Raw genomic sequence first — 16,173 nt, 5'->3', positions numbered from 1 at the left:
GAATAACTCGTGGTTATGTATTCCCTCCGTCTTTTGATTAGATAGGTCTACGTAGGGACGGCTATCGTTCAAGCATCGGCCCGTCTCACTTCGACGTCTCCGCCGCGATATTCCACTGCGCTCATCGCCGGTGGTGCGCCCGGGACTTCAGTGATTCTTCGGATACCCACGCTGCTCCAGCCAAGCCTGACCTCATGATCCTCAACCCGTCCCCCGCGCCAGCCTGGGGGCCGCCCTATCTGCTGTACCTCGGCGACGCGTCGGACGATCTCGCGATCAAGACCGCTCGCGGGCTCGCGTTCTGGCGGCCCGACTGGTGCATCGGGCAATTCCGCCGGCCGGACTGCCGTGCGAGCCTCGAGCTGCGCGAACTCACGTTCGCCGAGGCCAGGGCCGCCGGCGCGAACACCATGGTCGTCGGGCTCGCCAATGCCGGCGGCAAGCTCAGCGCACACAACGTGCAGGACATCGTCGCCGCGCTCGAGGCCGGACTCGACGTCGCCTCGGGCCTGCATCAGCGGCTCGATTCGGTCGCCGAGATCGCCGAGACGGCGCGACGCACCGGGCGCGTGCTGTTCGATGCGCGCAGCTTCCCGTACGAGCTCTCCGTCGGCAAAGGCCTGCCACGTCCGGGCCGTCGCCTGCTCACGGTCGGCACCGATTGCTCGGTCGGCAAGATGTACACGACGCTGGCGATCGAGCGCGAGCTGCGCAAGCGCGGCATCCCTGCCGATTTCCGCGCCACCGGGCAGACCGGCATCCTCATCGCGGGCTCCGGCGTTCCGATCGACGCGCTCATCGCAGACTTCATCTCGGGCGGCGCCGAGTGGCTCACGCCGGGCCGCGAAGACGACGGCTGGGATCTCATCGAAGGCCAGGGCTCGCTGTTCCATCCGTCGTACGCGGGGGTCTCGCTCGGCCTGCTGCACGGCGCCCAGCCCGATGCGCTCGTGCTGTGCCACGAGCCGCTGCGTCCGCACATGCGCGGCCTGCCGCATTACGCGCTGCCGAGTCTCAAAGCCACGCTCGAATCCAACCTGCAGCAAGCCCGTCTCACGCAGCCCGATGTCGTCGCCGTCGGCATCGCGCTGAACACCTCCAGGCTCACGCCACAGGCTGCGGTCGACGCCTGCAAGGCCGCGGAAGACGCCCTGGGATTGCCTTGCGAAGATCCGGTCGCCAGCGGCGTCGAACGCATCACCAACCAACTTCTCCAATGTTTCCCACGCTGAGCGTTATCCGACAGTCGCTGCCGCTCACGGCTCCGTTTCGAATCTCGCGAGGAGTCAGGGTGGCGACCGAGGTGGTCGTCGTCGAGCTTCGGATGGGCGATCGGCGCGGACGCGGCGAAGCGGTTCCCTATGCGCGCTACGGCGAAACCGTGGAATCGGTGATCGAGCAGATCAACGAGGTTTCCGACGCGATTGCCAGCGGGCTTTCGCAATCGCAACTGCAGGAGGCGCTCGCGCCTGGCGCCGCACGAAATGCGATCGACTGCGCGTACTGGGACCTGGCTGCGCAGCAGATCGGCCGCCCCGTGCACGATCAGCTCGGGCTCGGCCCCTTGCCTGCGCTCGTCAGCGCGCTGACCGTGAGCCTGGACAGCGTCGAGGCCATGCACGCGGCGGCGCTCAAGCTTCGCAATGCCCCGCTGCTCAAGGTCAAGGTCGATGCCGATGATCCCGAGACCCAGCTGCTCGCGGTGCGCGCCGCGGCGCCCGACGCCAGGCTCATCGTCGATCCGAACGAGAGCTGGACCTTCGAGATCCTCAAGGCCATGCAGCCGATTCTCGTCGAGGCGCGCGTCGACCTCGTCGAGCAACCCTTGCCTGCGGACGAAGACGCGGCGCTCGAAGGCTTCGTTCCGTTGCGCCCGATCTGCGCGGACGAATCCTGTCACGTCGCCGAAGACCTGCCGAGACTGCTGAACCGCTATCAGGCCATCAACATCAAGCTCGACAAGGCCGGCGGACTCACGGGTGCCCTGCAACTGCTGTGGAACGCGCAATCGGCCGGCATGCAGATCATGAGCGGCTGCATGATCTGCAGCTCGCTCGGCATCGCGCCGGCCTTTCACATCGCACGCCACGCCAGCTTCGTCGACCTCGATGGCCCGCTCTGGCTCGAGCAGGACTACAAGGGGGGCGCCTATCTGCGTGATGGTCAGCTCGTCGCGCCCGAAGGCTACGTCTGGGGCGGTGGCTGAGCGGATCGAAAAGCGCGCTTCGATCACGCATCAGAAAAACCCGGAGCCTGCTCCGGGTTTTTTTCTTTCAAACGCCGCTCACGGCTTCTTCTTTTTCAGCAGATAGGCCGGGATCGCCGACAACACCAGCAAGCCACCGATCACCAGCCAGGCCGGGAACCCGCCCTCGTCTTCGGCGGCGCCATCGGCATCGTTGAGCCTGGCTTTTTCGCCTTCGGCCAGCAGCAGCTCCATTTCGGTGACGTGTCCCTCTTCGCCTTCGACGATGATGCGATAGCGATGTCCGACCGTCGCGTCATCGAAGCGGAAACGACCGTCGCTGTCGGCATTGCCAGTGCGAGGTGGCTCGGAAGGCGCGTCAGTGTCGATGAGCTGCACGAACTCGCCGACCGCCAGCGCTCCATCCGAATAGTAGACAGTACCGACAATGCTGCTTCCCTCGCCTTTCACGCTCACTAGCAAGCCATGAGCGTGCACCGCGAGCGAAACCATCGACAACAGCAGGCCCGCGCACATCGGCTTGATCTTTCGCATTGCATTACTCCGCATAGAACCCGAACAGGTACTCGTAGCTGAACTCGGTGAACTCGCGGTTGCCGCTGACTTTCGTGCGCTGGCCGGACCACAGCTTGTTGAAGCCCCTCGTCGGCACGAAGCTCGTCACACCGTCCGCATCGGTCACACCTTCGCTGCCTTCTTCGTCGCGACCGATCTTGATGCCGGCCGCGGGCTTGCCGTCGATCGTGACGCGCACGCGCAGCGGCTCGCCCGCGCGCGGGGCCCTGACATCGAGCGGCGTGACTTCGAAAGGCTGGCCGATCGCCTGCGTCACGAACGGCGTCCACTGCAGGATGGTCTTGTGATACTTGACCGCGTTGGTCGCCTGCTTGGAGCCAGGCACGGCATCCATGGTCTTGTTCACGCTGCGACCTTCGGGCGTGCGCGCCCAGATGCCGTTTTCGTAATGCATCGCGATCAGCGCCGGCTCGCGCGCCGGGCGCAGGCGCACACCGTCGGCGGCATCGGTTCTGATCATGTCGATGCGCTTGCCGCTTGCGTCATAGGCCTCGGCGGATTTGAGCTTGTCGGCCGGATACGATTCGAGCTTGCCCGCATGGCCACCGAAGTAGACACGGTAGACGCCCGGCGTCGAATCGGGTTGCAGCCACACCGTGTGCGCCGAAACACTGGCGGAGAACAGCGTGGCGGCGGCGAAGCCGATGCCGGCCAGAGAGCGGATGGATCGAACGATGTTCATCGACATGAAGGTCTCCTTAGAAATCGAATTGAACGCCGGCGCGCAACGTGCGCGGTGCGGCCGGTGCGTAAAGCGTCTGTCCGCCGATGCGCGTCGTCGACGCGGAGTAAACACGGTCGGTGACGTTGTCGAGGCTCAGGTAGAAGCGATATACGTGTAATCCACTGCGAACGGCGCGCGTCGCGCCGACATCCACCGTGGTGAAGCTGGCCGATCGTTCGGAGTTTGCCGCATCGATCTCGTAGTCGCCGACGAGACGCCAGGTGGCATCGAAGGCCCAGTCCTGATCCGGCAGCCAGCGCGCATTGAGCGTCGCGGTGTCACGCGAAACACCCGCAACCTCGTTGCCGATCAGCGCAGCGTTGCCGTTCTTCCTGATCTCGGAATCGGTGTAGGCATAGACGGCCGACAGTTCCAAGGCAGCGAGCGGACGCCATTGCAGGCTGCTCTCGATGCCACGGCGCAGGGTCGCTCCGAAGTTGTCGTAATCGCCGGTCGCCAGCGTGCGCACTTCGTTGGTCGAGCTCAGGCGAAACGCGGCAATGTCGAAGGCAACGCCCTGGACGGGCTTGATCGTGGCGCCGATCTCGGTCTGCTTGAAGACGTTCGGATCGAGCGAACTGGCCGACGCCGCGTACTTGATGAAGCCGCTCGGCAGCGCGAAACCCTGCGCCCAGCTCGCGCGCAGCCCCAGCCAGCTCCAGGGCTGCATGCGCAGCGCGAGCTTGGGGCTCAGGTTGTCGAGATCGTTGAGGTCGCCGCAGGGGCTCGTGCTGGTCTCCGGGCCATTGAGCGAGCAATCGCCGCTGAAACGATCGACGCGCAGGCCCAGCGACGGCATGAACAGCGAATGCAGGCTCCAGTCCGCTTCGGCGAACGCCGACAGGCTGTCGAGCTCGGCGCGACGATCGTTGATCGCCGGATTCAGACGCTGCCGATGGTCTAGGCCATCGTAGTACGCATAGTCGGTCCGCTCGGTAAAGCCCTCGACGCCGGCCACCCAGTTGATCGGTTTGTCGAGCAGTTGCTGGCGGCCATTGAGACTCGTACCCAGGCCGTAGACTTCGCGATCGTAGGTCTCCTCCCGCTGCCGCCATTCGGTCGCATTGACCGGACGCGTGAACCAGCGCGTGAAGTCCTGCCGCGTGGTGTAAGCGAAGCTGAGCAGTTTGAGCGTCTTGCTCAGGGTGTAATTCGCATCGAGCCTGAACGTCGAGAAGCCCTTTTCCGCTCCGTCGTTCTGCACGTTTGGATCGATGCCATAAGGATCACGGTCGAACTGCGACTGCGTCATGTACGAGGGACCGGCCGAGTTCGCCTCATGCACGCGCGCGGAGACCGCGAACTGCAGCTTCTCGGTCGCGGCGATGCTCCAGCGCCCCGCGAAGGTTCCGCGATCGGTACGCGACTGCGGACGGAAGCCATCGCTGTGATACGCCTGCGCGGCGAGGTTGAGCTGCTGGCTTTCGCCGATCGGTGTTCCGGTCGCGACTTGTGCATCGAAGGTATCGAAAGCGCCGAGCGCGAAGTCGGCCTGCAGGTAGTCGCCGGTCTTGCGCGTGACCAGGTTGACGAGACCGCCACGATTGAAGTTGCCATAGAGCGCGGACACCGGACCCTTGAACACCGTCATCTGATCGATCTCGAGCGGCACCACGACGCTGAAGTCGACGTAGCCATCGGCGTGCGACATCGCCTCGTTGAGCGGAATGCCATCGAGGACGGTACCCAGATCGCCGCCATGACCGCCGCCGCCAAAGCCGCGAATGACCACCGCGCTGCCGACACCCGGCAGGCCGTAGTCGAGCACGTTCATGCCGGGCACCTGGCGAAACAGCTCCTGCGCCTGCGAGACGCGTTCGTCGCGAATCTGCTGCTGATCGAGCGTCGTCGACGAGTAGCCACTGTCTGCACGGCGCAAGGACTGGCCCTTGACGATGACCTCTTCCATGACGGCCACTTCGGCGGCGGCGATCTGGACGTCGCTCGTGCCGCTTGGGCTCTGGGCATAGGCCGGAGCCAGCATCAGGCTTGCGACGACCGCCATGCTGCGCTTGCGGAACAGCGGGCAAGTCGAAGCGCTCGCCGCCGGGATGATGGGTTTGATCATTGGATTTCGAGTGATGGGTTTTACAGCCTTCAGGCCCGATGAAACCTTTCACGGGCCGATTCGAATGAAACGTTCGCCTGTTCGGTCACCGCCTTCCCGCGCGTACTCGCATAGCCCTGCAACTGCTGCACGAACAACACCGCGCCGGCGCAGATGAGCGCCGTGTTGGCGACACGCGAGACCAGGGGCCAGGCCGAGGTCTCGCGCCACAGGCGAATCACCGCGGCCATCACCGTAAGCGCCGCGATCTGCCCGAGCTCGACGCCGACGTTGAACGCGATCACCTTGGAGACCAGCATCGGGTCCTTGGCGAGCGTCATCTGCTGCAGGCGCGTCGACAGGCCAAAGCCATGGATGAGTCCGAACAGGAACACCATCAGCAACAGGCTCGGCGCATTGAACTTGAGCCAGCGACGGAAGCCATCGAGGTTCTCGAACGCCTTGTAGATCACCGTCAGCGCGATCACCGCATCGATCAGATAGGGATTGGCGCCGATGCCTGCCCTGGTCGCGAAGATCAGCACCAGCGTGTGGCCCAGGGTGAACGCGGTGATGAACTTGACGATGTCGATGAAGCTCTTGAGAAAGAACAGCACTCCGAGCAGGAACAGCAGATGGTCGTAGCCGGTCAGCATGTGCTCGGCTCCCACCATCGCGAAGTCCAGGTAGTTGCCATCCAGCATGCGCTGCTTGGCGAGCTCCGAGACGTTGTGCGCCTGCGCCGAGCCCGATGAACCGAGCAGGCCCAGAACCAGCACGCGACGTAAGAAGTTTTTCACTTTTGTATGACCCGTGATCAAAAAAAGAGGTGCCCGATCAAGCTGGGCACCTCCAACCCTTGCTAGGTTCTACACGATGTTTATCAGGCCCCGAATTCGAAGCGATAACCGACGCGGAAGGTCCGCCCCAGGTAGTCGTAGAGCGCGCGGTTGACGCCCGGCTCCACGTTGGAGCTGTCCGACGGACCGAGGCCCACGGCTTCAGGATCTTCGTTGAAGAAGTTCATGATCTTGAAGAACACCTGGTTGTTGGACTTGCCGCTCGCACCGAGGTTGTACGAGAAGAAGGTGTCGACGTAGAACGCGCCGGCGATCTTGTTGTTGGTGATCGTGCGGTTCCGGCCGGTCGAAGCCGGGCAATCGCCATTGCACTCGATGTAGGTGTTGTCATACGTACCGGCACTGATGCCACGGCCGGTGAGCATGAACGTGAAGCGATCGAGGTTGTACGTCGCCGACAGACGATAGCGCCAGTCGGGCGGACCATCGCCGCTGTTCTGGCCCGCGCGATCGATCTCTCCATCCACGCCGTTGTCCGACGACATTTCGAGATAGTGCGTCGCCAGCGCGCGGAACGACAGCATGCCTTCCAGACCATCGGAGATCATCGCCATCGGCACCGAATAGCTGGCTTCCAGATCGAGGCCACGCGCACGCTGCGAGACGAAGTTCAACGGCTGGTTCGTGATCAGGATGTCGCTCTGCGTCGTATCCAGGCCCCGGCCATCGACGGTCCCGATCTGACCGCAGAACTGCGTGATCCCGGAGAAGCAGCGGTCGACGATGTCCTGGGCCACGACCGTGCCGATGGCGTCGTTGATCTCGATGTCGTAATAGTCGACCGAGAAGCCCAGCCCCGGCACGAACGACGGACGATAGATCAGGCCCAGGCCCAGCGTATCGGCCTTCTCGGGCTTGAGGTCGGTATTGCCCATCGTGGTTTCGGTGAAACGCATCGACTTGGGCTGATCATTTTCATCGAGCTGATACGGATTGCCGAGGAAGTTCGTGCGACGCTGGCCGGCCTGGAACAGCTCCTGCAGGTTCGGCGCACGGATGTCGCGCGACTGCGTCACGCGCAACTTGAGGTCGTCGAACGGCGACCAGGTCAGGCCCGCCTTCCAGGTCGTCACGTAACCCGACTCGCTGTAGTCGGTGCCGCGCACGGCCCCGTTGAACTCGAGGCTGTCGGTAATCGGCACGAGCGCTTCGAGGTAGGCCTCGGTCACGTCGTACTTGCCGTCGGTAACGAGGAAGTTGCCGAAGGCCCAGCCACTCGAGTATTGCGGATCGACTTCACCCGAAATCTTTTCGATGCGGTGTTCGGCGCCGAACGCGATGCCGATCGGATTGAACCAGACATTGTCGATGCTGGTGCTGAAGTTGACCGCGGCGACGTCCTGCTCGAACTTCTGCTTGCGGAACGGCGAACCCATGATGTAGTCCACCGCCTCCTGGCTGTTCATGCCCACGCCCATGCGGTTGAACGGCACGCAGTTCTCGGCGCCCGCGGTTCCGTTGGCGGTGGCACGACAGACGATCTGGCCGTTGACTTCGATCGCATCCTGCGCCCAGGCCAGGCGCTGCGTGTTGTAGACGTACAGGCCCTCGTGCGCGTCGGTGATGCCTTTCTGGTAGTAGCCGTCCCACTTGAAGCCCTGTGCACCGACGTCGAAGCTGCCTTCGAAGCCGAGCACGTAGCGCTGCACTTCGCGCTCGTTGTCGGTGATGCGCGTCGGAATGTCGGCGTTCGAGGTGCCGAGGTTGAACTGCGTCGCCCCCAGCGCATCGAGCTGCGACTTGATTTCATCCGGAATGAAAGCATTGTCCGAACGAATGACGACGCTGCCCTTGTCCGAGTTGGTGCCGCCCCACTGATACGCCTCGTTCTTGTTGTACGAGGCTTCCGCGAACACATTGAGGTTGTCGGCGACGTCGAAGCTCAGGCGCGTGAACAGGCCATCGCGATTGCTCTCGGGCTCGAGCGAGGTACGGTCGTAGGACTGGCCGAGCTTCCAGTCGCCACCGACGGTCCACTGGCCGCCGACCGCGCCGTAGTTGAACTGATTGACGACGCCGTTGCCGCCGAAATAGTTGCCCTGCAGCGCGGTATTCGTGCGCTGCGTAATCGTGCCGTCGGGATTGCGGAAGCCCACCGAGGTGATGATGCCGCCCGGCGTCATCACCGCCATGCCGGCCTGGCTGGTCGGCATGTACTGCGCCTGGCCGTTGGTCGCCGTGTAGGCCGGGTTCTGCACCATGTACCAGCCCTTCTCGGCCCACTGGCGCGGAACGCCGAAGATGCCGTCGCGGCGCGAGCTTTCGCCGTTGATCAGGAAGTGGCCGCGGCCGCCGGCGAAGCCGGTACCGAAGGTCAGCGTGCCGAGCAGGCTGCGATCGTCGCCGTAGGTGGTCTCTCCGGCTTCGACGCTGCCCTTGAGGCCGGTGTATTTGCGATCGAGGATGAAGTTGACGACGCCCGAGACGGCGTCGGAGCCGTACACCGACGAAGCGCCGCCGGTGACGATTTCGACGTTCTTGACGAGTGCCTGCGGGAAGGTGTTGATGTCGACGGTGCCGTTGGCGATCGAACCCACCGAGCGCTTGCCGTCGAGCAGCACGAGCGTGCGGTTGTTGCCGAGGCTACGCAGGTTGATCGAGCTGATGCCCGCGGTGCCGCCGCTGATGCTGCGGTTCGACGTCGCGGGCGCGGTGCTGCCGGCGACCGACGGCAGTTCGTTGACGAAGTCGGCGACGTTGGATCGGCCCGAAGCCTGCAGATCGGCTTCACCGATCACGGTGACCGGCGTCGGCGTGTCGTAGCCATTGCGCACGATGCGCGAGCCGGTGACGACGATCTCTTCGACTTCCGCAGTGGAATCGGCGGTAGCCGTGGGCGTGCTCGGCGCCTCGGCGGCGGTGGTGGCACCGGTCGGTGCATTAGGCTCGACTTCGACCTGGCCGGGCGATGCGTCGGCAGGATCGGGCAAAACCGGAGCGGCCTCCTGAGCATGCGCGCTCGCCATCGTGGCAAGCACCAGGGCGCTCAGCAGACCCTTGGTGGAAAGCTTCCAGATCGAAGCGCTTGCGTTGCGCTGATCGGAACGGGATGAAACGTTTTGCGATGACACGACAGCCCCCTTGAGTTAGAGACGATGACTGAGTTGTCGTCGGCAAGCCGCGTCCCTGGCAGCATCGAGGCTGCCGTCGCGACTCGCTCAACGATTGACCGGATGGCGCACCGATCGGTGCATCCACCATCAGCTCACGGTCCCCAGGCCGCTTGCTTTCCTTACTGCTGCACTACATCCGCGAACGGAGGCTGATCCAGCGTGACCGTCCTCCGCTTTCCGCTCCCATCGGCCGGACCATGCTGGCCCGGCCGATGTGTCCCACGATGCAGCTGATGCCCGCTGCTCTTGCTTCCAATGTCGCGGCGAGTGCCGCTTCAAGATTTACTTCCAGGACAGTGTGCCAACGCCATTCTTCACTGCGATGCTGGTTCCGTACGGCTCGCAGAGCGCCTTGAGGTCGCCGAAGATTTCTGCGACATCCTTGGGCGTCGCCGGATACGGCTGGCCACGCTTGGCGCGCGAGGTGCCATAGCCGAGCGCCACCGGATGCAGGCGAATCGACTTGAGCGTGCGGTCCTTGCTGTAGATCACTTCCGGCACCACCGACTGCCAGAACTTGCGATCGGCCGGGAAGCCGACGGTGTCGTTCTTGGTGCGGCCGGCGAAGTAGTCGCCCGGCAGTGCATCGGCCGGCAGGCCGGTCTTCTCGTAGTTGTCGGACGGCTGGAACTCGACGAGATCGTTCTCGAAGATGAAGTTGCCGAGCGAATAGAAGATCGGCTTGCCCTTGTAGACTTCGATGCCGCGCAGGATGTGCGGACCGTGGCCCACGACCATGTCGGCACCGGCATCGATCATCGCGTGAGCGAACTCCTCGACGAACTCGGCCGGCTTGCTGCGATCGCCAGTGATGCCTTCGTGAGCGTGAATGCTGACGACGACCCAATCGGCCATCTTGTTCGCATCCTTGACGCTCGCCACGAGCTCCTTCAGATCGCGCTCGTCGGCCTTGGTGCTGGTGCCAACCTTGTCGCCGACGACGTAGAAATCTTCGCCGAACCTGAAGCCCTTGTCCGCGCCACCGAGCGTGAAGCTGCTCGGGCCCTTGAGCTGCTTGAGCGTGTCCAAGGTCGCCTGCGGAACCGTATGCGTGGTTTCGTGATGCAGCGGATTCAGGCCCGGGCGGCCACGAATGTCCTTGCGCTGGGCGCCAGCGGCGATTTCGGACGGGAACGACGAAGAAAGTCCGATCAGCGCGACGCGCCCCTTGGAAGTGTCGTGATACTTGGGCGAACGCGCGAGCGCGAGGTTCTCGCCAATGCCCGCGTAGGTGAAGTCGGTCTTGTCGAGCGCTTCCATCGTCTTGCGCATCCCTTCCACGCCGTAGTCGTTGGCGTGGTTGTTGGCGGCGCCGAGCAGATCGAAACCGGCCCACTTGAGTTCATCGGTGATGAACGGCGGTGAACCCATGTAGGTGCCACCGCTGTGCACGGCCGGCGCTTCGGTGAAACCGTGGATCAGCGTTTCAAAATTGGTGAAAGCGACGTCGGCGCCGCGAATGACGCCGTAGAGATCGTCTCCGCCCGGCACGGCCTGCACCGAGATGCGACGGTTGATGATGGAGTCGCCAGTCAGCGCGAACACCATTTCATCGGACTTGCCCGCCGCGGACTCCCACCCCGGAGAAGGCTTGGCCGCGAGAGCCGACGGAGCCACCTGCATGAGCGCGGCACCCACAATCAGATTCGCGAGTACGTGTTTTTTCTGTTTCATGGCCATTGTTGGAAAGTGACTCGATGAACCGAGTGATGACGGACCGGCAAAGGGTCCGATGCATTGCGGCTGCATCGGACCCTTTGCTGGGCGTGTATAGCTACAACCGATTTAGAACGACTTGTTCAGACGCAGCGTCCAGGTACGACCCATCGCGATGCTGTTGTAAACCTCGGCATCGTAGCCCGCGATGTCCGGCGAGAGCGGCGGCTCTTCGTTGAGCAGGTTCTTCACACCGACGCGAACCGTCATGCCGTCGAACAGCTTGCTCTCGGAAACCAGGGTCTTGGAGACGAAGGCGTTGAAGGTGATGTTGTCATCCACCTTCCAGTACTTCACGCCACCAACGGTCTTGACGTAGTTCGGAACGCTGGTGTCGCCAGCCGTCGGAGCGAACACTGCGGAGGTATCCGCGTAGTCACCGATGTAGTAGGCCGACAGGCCAGCCGCCCAGGTTTCGTAAGACCACGACAGCGCCGCCGAACCACGCAGGCGGGTGTTGCCATCCGCACCGAGCAGCACGCTCGACACGCCGCTCAGACCACCGGTCTGCGTGAACTTGTCGAGGTAGGTCCAGTCGGTCGAGAACGACACCTTGCCCCAATCGAAGGCCGGCATGTTGTAGGTGATGTTGAAGTCGTAACCCGCCACTTCCTGCTTGTCCGCATTGGCGAACGGCGTCAGCGTGTTGACGAGCGCACCGACCGTCGCGAGCTGGTTGTTCGCATTGGCGGGGTTGGAGTTATAGGCCGCGAAGGCCTCGCGATCGGCATCGGTGACGGCGGCGCGCACCACATTCGGGTTACCGGCGTAGCTGTCGGTGCCGCTGCCCAGGTCGATCTGGTCGATCGACTGACCAGCCGCCAGCGCAGCGGCGGTCGCGGCGCGCAGCAGCGCGGCGTCGTCGTTGCGGATCTGGCTGGCGTTCGGCGTCGCGATGACGTTATCCATCTTGATCTGGAAGTAGTCGACCGAGAAGCGCAGACCTTCGACCCACGGAATGTCGACCACGATACCTGCAGTGACGCCCTTGGAGGTTTCCGGGCCAAGCTCACCGAGCGCACCGCTGGTCTGCAGACGCGGAGACGATTCACCGCCGGACAGGCCCTGACGATACGGGTCAGCATACGAAGCCACCGTTTCACGCGAGTAGTTCATCATCGCGAGGTTCGGAGCGCGGAAGCCTTCGTTGTACGAACCGCGAATCATGACCTCGCGGATCGGGCGCCAGTCCATGGTGAACTTCGGATTGGTAGTACTGCCGAAGTCGTCATAGTGCTCATAGCGCAGCGAAGCACCGATCGACAGGCTGTAGAGCCCGAGCAATTCGTTCTCAGGAGCCGCCAGCGGAATGATGGTCTCGAGGAAGCCGGCAGTCACCGTGCGATCATCGAAGATGTTATCGACCGGCGAAGCCTGGACGAAGTCGTTGTTCTCGGGATCGAGGCCGGCATCGTTCTCGTAGTTCATGCCGTGGAACTGCGGGCGATACAGCGCGTAGTCCTCGAAGCGGTACTCGCCACCGGCAGCAAGCTGCACCGCACCGGCCCAGGTATCGAACAGCTCGCCGGTCACGCGCGCATCCACCGTGGTCAAGATATCGCGGCCAGTCTGGCGGAAGTGCTGCGAGAACGTGTCGATGACGTCCTGGTCGTTCGGATCAAGCGCGGCCGGCTGTGCTCCGGCGCCGGTCCCCGAGAAGGTATAACCGAACGGGTTGTAGGCGCCACTGGCGATGGCGGCGCGCATGGCGCTTTCACGAATCGCATTCTGCGAGATGTCGTGGGTGCCGTTGCGCGAATAGGTGGCGGCCGTTTCCCAGTTCCAGGCGTCGCTGAAGTTGCCACGAGCACCAGCCACCAGACGGTAGGCCATGGTTTCGACTTCGGCGCGCTCGTTGCCGTTGTCGACGAAGCGATAGTTCAGCAGCGTGACGTCGGAGCCGAACGGGTTGTTCGGGTTGCTGGCCGAGATGACGATCGGGATATCGGCCGTGCTGCTGTACGCAACCGGCGGACGTTCCATGGTCGACTTGGCGTAGTACAGCAGACCTTCGCCGAACAGCGTGACGCTGTCGTTGAGCTTGTAGTCGACCTGATTGAACCAGTTGAAGCGCGTGGTCGAAGGCAGCGAGTAGCCTTCGTTCATGTCGAAGTAGGCCTGACCTTCGATCGGATCGGTACGATCCGGCTGCGTGTTGCGAACGATCGCGCCATCGGCGGTCGGCACCATGTAGCGCGTGCCGCTCACACCGGCGATGGTGAAGCGTGGATACTGACTCGAGACGTTGCGATCGAAGAACGGACCGCTGGTGGAATCGAAGCCGTAAGGAGCCTTGGAGAGCTTGTTCGAGTCGCCACCGACGTCCGAGCTTTCGAGCGGATCGCGATCGTAGGCGTCGAGGGTGGTGATCCAGTGCAGCTTCTCATCGAAGTAATAGCCACCGTGGGTCAGCGTGATGCGGCGATCGGCACCCGAGCCGATTTCGGTGATGCCGACCTGCGCTTCGATGTCGTTGCCGACGAACTTGTTGTCGACGATGAAGTTGACCACGCCGGCGACGGCGTCGGAACCATAGATCGACGAAGCACCATCACGCAGCACGTCGACGCGTTCGAGGCCGCGAGCCGGCATCGTGTTGGCGTTGACCGTCATGTTGGTGCCCGAGGCGATGCCGTGCGCGGCGATACGGCGGCCGTTGAGCAGCAGCAGCGTGGAGCCGGTACCCAGGCCACGCATCGCAACACCGGCGACGTCACCGCGGGCACCTGCACCACCCTGGGTGGATTCGTTCAGCGGCACGCCGGTAACGGCGGGCAGCGAGGTCAGCAGGTCGACCGGAGTACCTGCGTCACGCAGGTCCATCTCTTCCTTGCTGACGACGGTAACCGGCAGAGCGGCGTCGTCTTCACGCTTGAGGCTCGAACCGGTGACGATGATCTCTTCGACTTCGACAGCGGTGCTGCCGGCAGGAGCCGCGGCTTGAGCGACTTCGGTTACAGGCGCTTCCTGCGCATGTGCGGCACCGGTGATGACGAGCGCTCCAAGCAGATGCTTGGCCGATCCCGCGGCTACTTTCCAGGTCCGGCCGCCCAGCTCGCTGCGGTCGGAAACAGTGGTTTTCTTCGGTATGAACACAGGACAGCCCCCAAAATGATGATCGATGGTTCTCAACAGATTTTTTGATTTGATGCCGGCGCATCACTAAAGCCACTACTGCTACGCAAGAACGAGGCGTCACTGCTGACGTGACGAGTTGCATGAGAGCAAAACCCTTATGCGAACGGGGCCAAGCGCTTTCCCTACGCAGCTTTACCTAGGACATCCAGCGAAGCGGCGGTGAAAGGAAGCCAGCGGCGAATGCGAGATCTCTGCATTCGTTGATGAAACCAATCGCTCGCTGGTGTGTCTCAACGGCGATCGGCTAGCTCAACCCTTTTTTCACGCTAGCAAGCGGTTTTGGGGCCGACCAATGAAAAAGACGCGAAAGTTCATAACCTCGTGTTATGCACTTGCCCCACTAGGCAACAACCGCGCCCGGTTCTGGTAATCGCCGTTCCATATCGGTGCCGAGCCACCGTCTGACTACCCGATCAGGTGGGCTTTCCTGCCTGTTTATGAGGGTTTACCCCTCCACGAGAGCCCGGGCGACCGCCCGGTGGAGGTCACGGCCGCCGGCCGGCAGTGCTATGCGAATTTGTCATGGCCCATGTCCCCGGTTCCAAGCTTTCCGTGGCATGAATGCTGCGATTTTCGGATTTCACTAAGTCGGTGAAATCAATATGGACGCAAAGACGCAATCCTCTGATTTTCCTGTCTCGACCATCGGGACGATGCATCTCCGCTACATCGAGATGTTCCAGGCCATCGTTCAGGCCGGAACCCTTACGGATGCGGCCTCGTTGCTCAATATCTCGCAGCCGGCGGCAACGAAGCTGCTGCAGCAGGCCGAGCGGCGCCTGGGCTTTCCGCTGTTCGTGCGAGCCAAGGGGCGCCTGCATCTGACTCCCGAAAGCCAGATGCTCAAGGGCCAGATGGAGCGCATCTTCGATGAGCTTCGCGACCTCCAGCGCCTGGCCTCGAACATCGCCCGCGCCGAGAACTACCTGCTGCGCGTGGTGAGCACGCCGACGCTGGCGAACGCGATCATCCCGAAGTCGATCACCCGCCTGCGCCGCCAGCTCGGACAGACCGCGGTGGAGCTCTCCACCCAGCATTCTCCGGACATGCTCAAGTCCATCGTGCTGCGCGAAGTCGACGTGGGCTTCACGCTGCAGGAGCTCAACCACCCCGACGTGCGCTGCGAGCCCCTCTGCACGGGTTCCCTGGCGATGATCGCGCCCGCAGGCAGCTGGAGCCCGCGTGAGGCCTGCATGCCGATCGGCATGGACTATCTCGAAGACGCTCCGATGGTCGGCATCACGACGTCCGACAGCTTCGGCCGCAAGCTGCAGACGCACCTCGAACTGCTCGATCCGCCGCCGCGCGTCTCGATCTGGGTGCAGACCTATCAGATCGCCAAGGATCTGGTCTCCAATGGCGAGGGCTTCGCCCTCGTGGACCCGTTCACCGCGGCCAACAGCGGCCCCGAACTGCAGGTGCGCCTCGTCGAGCCGGCGGTGCCGGTGCCGCTTTATGCGGTCTACCGCATCGACGGCCCGCTCAACAGCGTGCAGCGCAGCTTCATGCAGTGCGTGAAGAACGTCGCCAGCGATTGCATCGGCGCCATCCAGCCGACGATGCCCAAGCTCGCGCTGGCCCGTTGATCATCGACGCCGCCCTTACCTTCGCAGGGTAAGGGCGGCGGTGCGGCCATCTCCTTGCTTGCACTTATTTGGTGCACTATCGTCGGAAGGTCTGATTCCAAATTAGGAACCCAAATTGGTGCCCTATTCGAGAATCGTCCATGAACAGATCGACGAATTCGTATTAATGTGCTCATCGGAGCCGGAAAACGCCGATAGAGACAAAAT

Annotated in this window: 10 protein-coding genes; 3 read left to right on the top strand and 7 right to left on the bottom strand. The window is 63.0% G+C overall.

Translation table 11 applies throughout. The annotated features are described in order from the left end of the window. Positions 1-194: 194 nt before the first annotated feature. Both dgcN and dgcA read left to right on the top strand, forming a co-directional pair. A complete protein-coding gene (gene dgcN, locus AC3WUM_RS15415) occupies positions 195-1,232 on the top strand; it encodes an N-acetyltransferase DgcN (protein WP_492411200.1) in 1,038 nt (345 codons plus the stop codon). Continuing rightward, the gene (gene dgcA, locus AC3WUM_RS15410) at positions 1,217-2,206 is read left to right on the top strand and encodes an N-acetyl-D-Glu racemase DgcA (protein WP_492411199.1); all 990 of its coding nucleotides are present in this window, start codon (positions 1,217-1,219) and stop codon (positions 2,204-2,206) included. Before dgcN ends, dgcA begins: the two co-directional genes overlap by 16 nt. A gap of 78 nt (positions 2,207-2,284) precedes the next feature. On the opposite strand, the gene AC3WUM_RS15405 is transcribed toward dgcA, so the two are convergent. The 7 genes from AC3WUM_RS15405 to AC3WUM_RS15375 all read right to left on the bottom strand — a co-directional run bounded on the left by AC3WUM_RS15405 (position 2,285) and on the right by AC3WUM_RS15375 (position 14,338). Then, a complete protein-coding gene (locus AC3WUM_RS15405; RefSeq protein ID WP_492411198.1) occupies positions 2,285-2,740 on the bottom strand; it encodes a carboxypeptidase-like regulatory domain-containing protein in 456 nt (151 codons plus the stop codon). Positions 2,741-2,744: 4 nt separating this feature from the next. Further along, positions 2,745-3,470: a DUF4198 domain-containing protein gene (locus tag AC3WUM_RS15400; protein WP_492411197.1), complete on the bottom strand. Its 726-nt coding sequence runs from the start codon at positions 3,468-3,470 to the stop codon at positions 2,745-2,747. Positions 3,471-3,480: 10 nt separating this feature from the next. Further along, complete coding sequence (locus AC3WUM_RS15395; RefSeq protein ID WP_492411196.1) at positions 3,481-5,574, bottom strand: TonB-dependent receptor; 2,094 nt, start codon at positions 5,572-5,574, stop codon at positions 3,481-3,483. Between the two features lie 29 nt (positions 5,575-5,603). Then, a complete protein-coding gene (locus tag AC3WUM_RS15390; protein ID WP_492411195.1) occupies positions 5,604-6,353 on the bottom strand; it encodes a HupE/UreJ family protein in 750 nt (249 codons plus the stop codon). An 83-nt stretch (positions 6,354-6,436) separates the two neighbouring features. Then, the gene (locus AC3WUM_RS15385; protein WP_492411194.1) at positions 6,437-9,484 is read right to left on the bottom strand and encodes a TonB-dependent receptor plug domain-containing protein; all 3,048 of its coding nucleotides are present in this window, start codon (positions 9,482-9,484) and stop codon (positions 6,437-6,439) included. A gap of 324 nt (positions 9,485-9,808) precedes the next feature. Beyond that, positions 9,809-11,200, bottom strand: a complete 1,392-nt coding sequence (locus tag AC3WUM_RS15380) for a CapA family protein (protein WP_492411193.1) — start codon at positions 11,198-11,200, stop codon at positions 9,809-9,811. A gap of 111 nt (positions 11,201-11,311) precedes the next feature. Continuing rightward, entirely contained in the window at positions 11,312-14,338 is a 3,027-nt protein-coding gene (locus AC3WUM_RS15375; RefSeq protein ID WP_492411192.1) for a TonB-dependent receptor domain-containing protein, read from the bottom strand. 695 nt (positions 14,339-15,033) lie between these two features. Between AC3WUM_RS15375 and AC3WUM_RS15370 the strand changes: the two genes are divergently transcribed. Then, positions 15,034-15,966 (top strand): LysR family transcriptional regulator, encoded by a 933-nt coding sequence (locus AC3WUM_RS15370; RefSeq protein ID WP_492411191.1) that lies wholly within the window; start codon positions 15,034-15,036, stop codon positions 15,964-15,966. Positions 15,967-16,173: the final 207 nt, after the last annotated feature.

This window comes from Hydrocarboniphaga sp. FW305-C-57 (assembly GCF_058783045.1).
Note: the sequence above shows the minus strand (reverse complement) of the source record. Positions and strands in the feature narration are given on the sequence as shown.

Excerpts from the sequence above, each read along its gene's own strand:
- AC3WUM_RS15380 (WP_492411193.1), bottom strand. The coding sequence starts at position 11,200 with ATGAAACAGAAAAAACACGTACTCGCGAATCTGATTGTGGGTGCCGCG.
- AC3WUM_RS15400 (WP_492411197.1), bottom strand. The coding sequence starts at position 3,470 with ATGTCGATGAACATCGTTCGATCCATCCGCTCTCTGGCCGGCATCGGC.
- dgcN (WP_492411200.1), top strand. The coding sequence starts at position 195 with ATGATCCTCAACCCGTCCCCCGCGCCAGCCTGGGGGCCGCCCTATCTG.
- dgcA (WP_492411199.1), top strand. The coding sequence starts at position 1,217 with ATGTTTCCCACGCTGAGCGTTATCCGACAGTCGCTGCCGCTCACGGCT.
- AC3WUM_RS15370 (WP_492411191.1), top strand. The coding sequence starts at position 15,034 with ATGCATCTCCGCTACATCGAGATGTTCCAGGCCATCGTTCAGGCCGGA.
- AC3WUM_RS15395 (WP_492411196.1), bottom strand. The coding sequence starts at position 5,574 with ATGATCAAACCCATCATCCCGGCGGCGAGCGCTTCGACTTGCCCGCTG.
- AC3WUM_RS15405 (WP_492411198.1), bottom strand. The coding sequence starts at position 2,740 with ATGCGAAAGATCAAGCCGATGTGCGCGGGCCTGCTGTTGTCGATGGTT.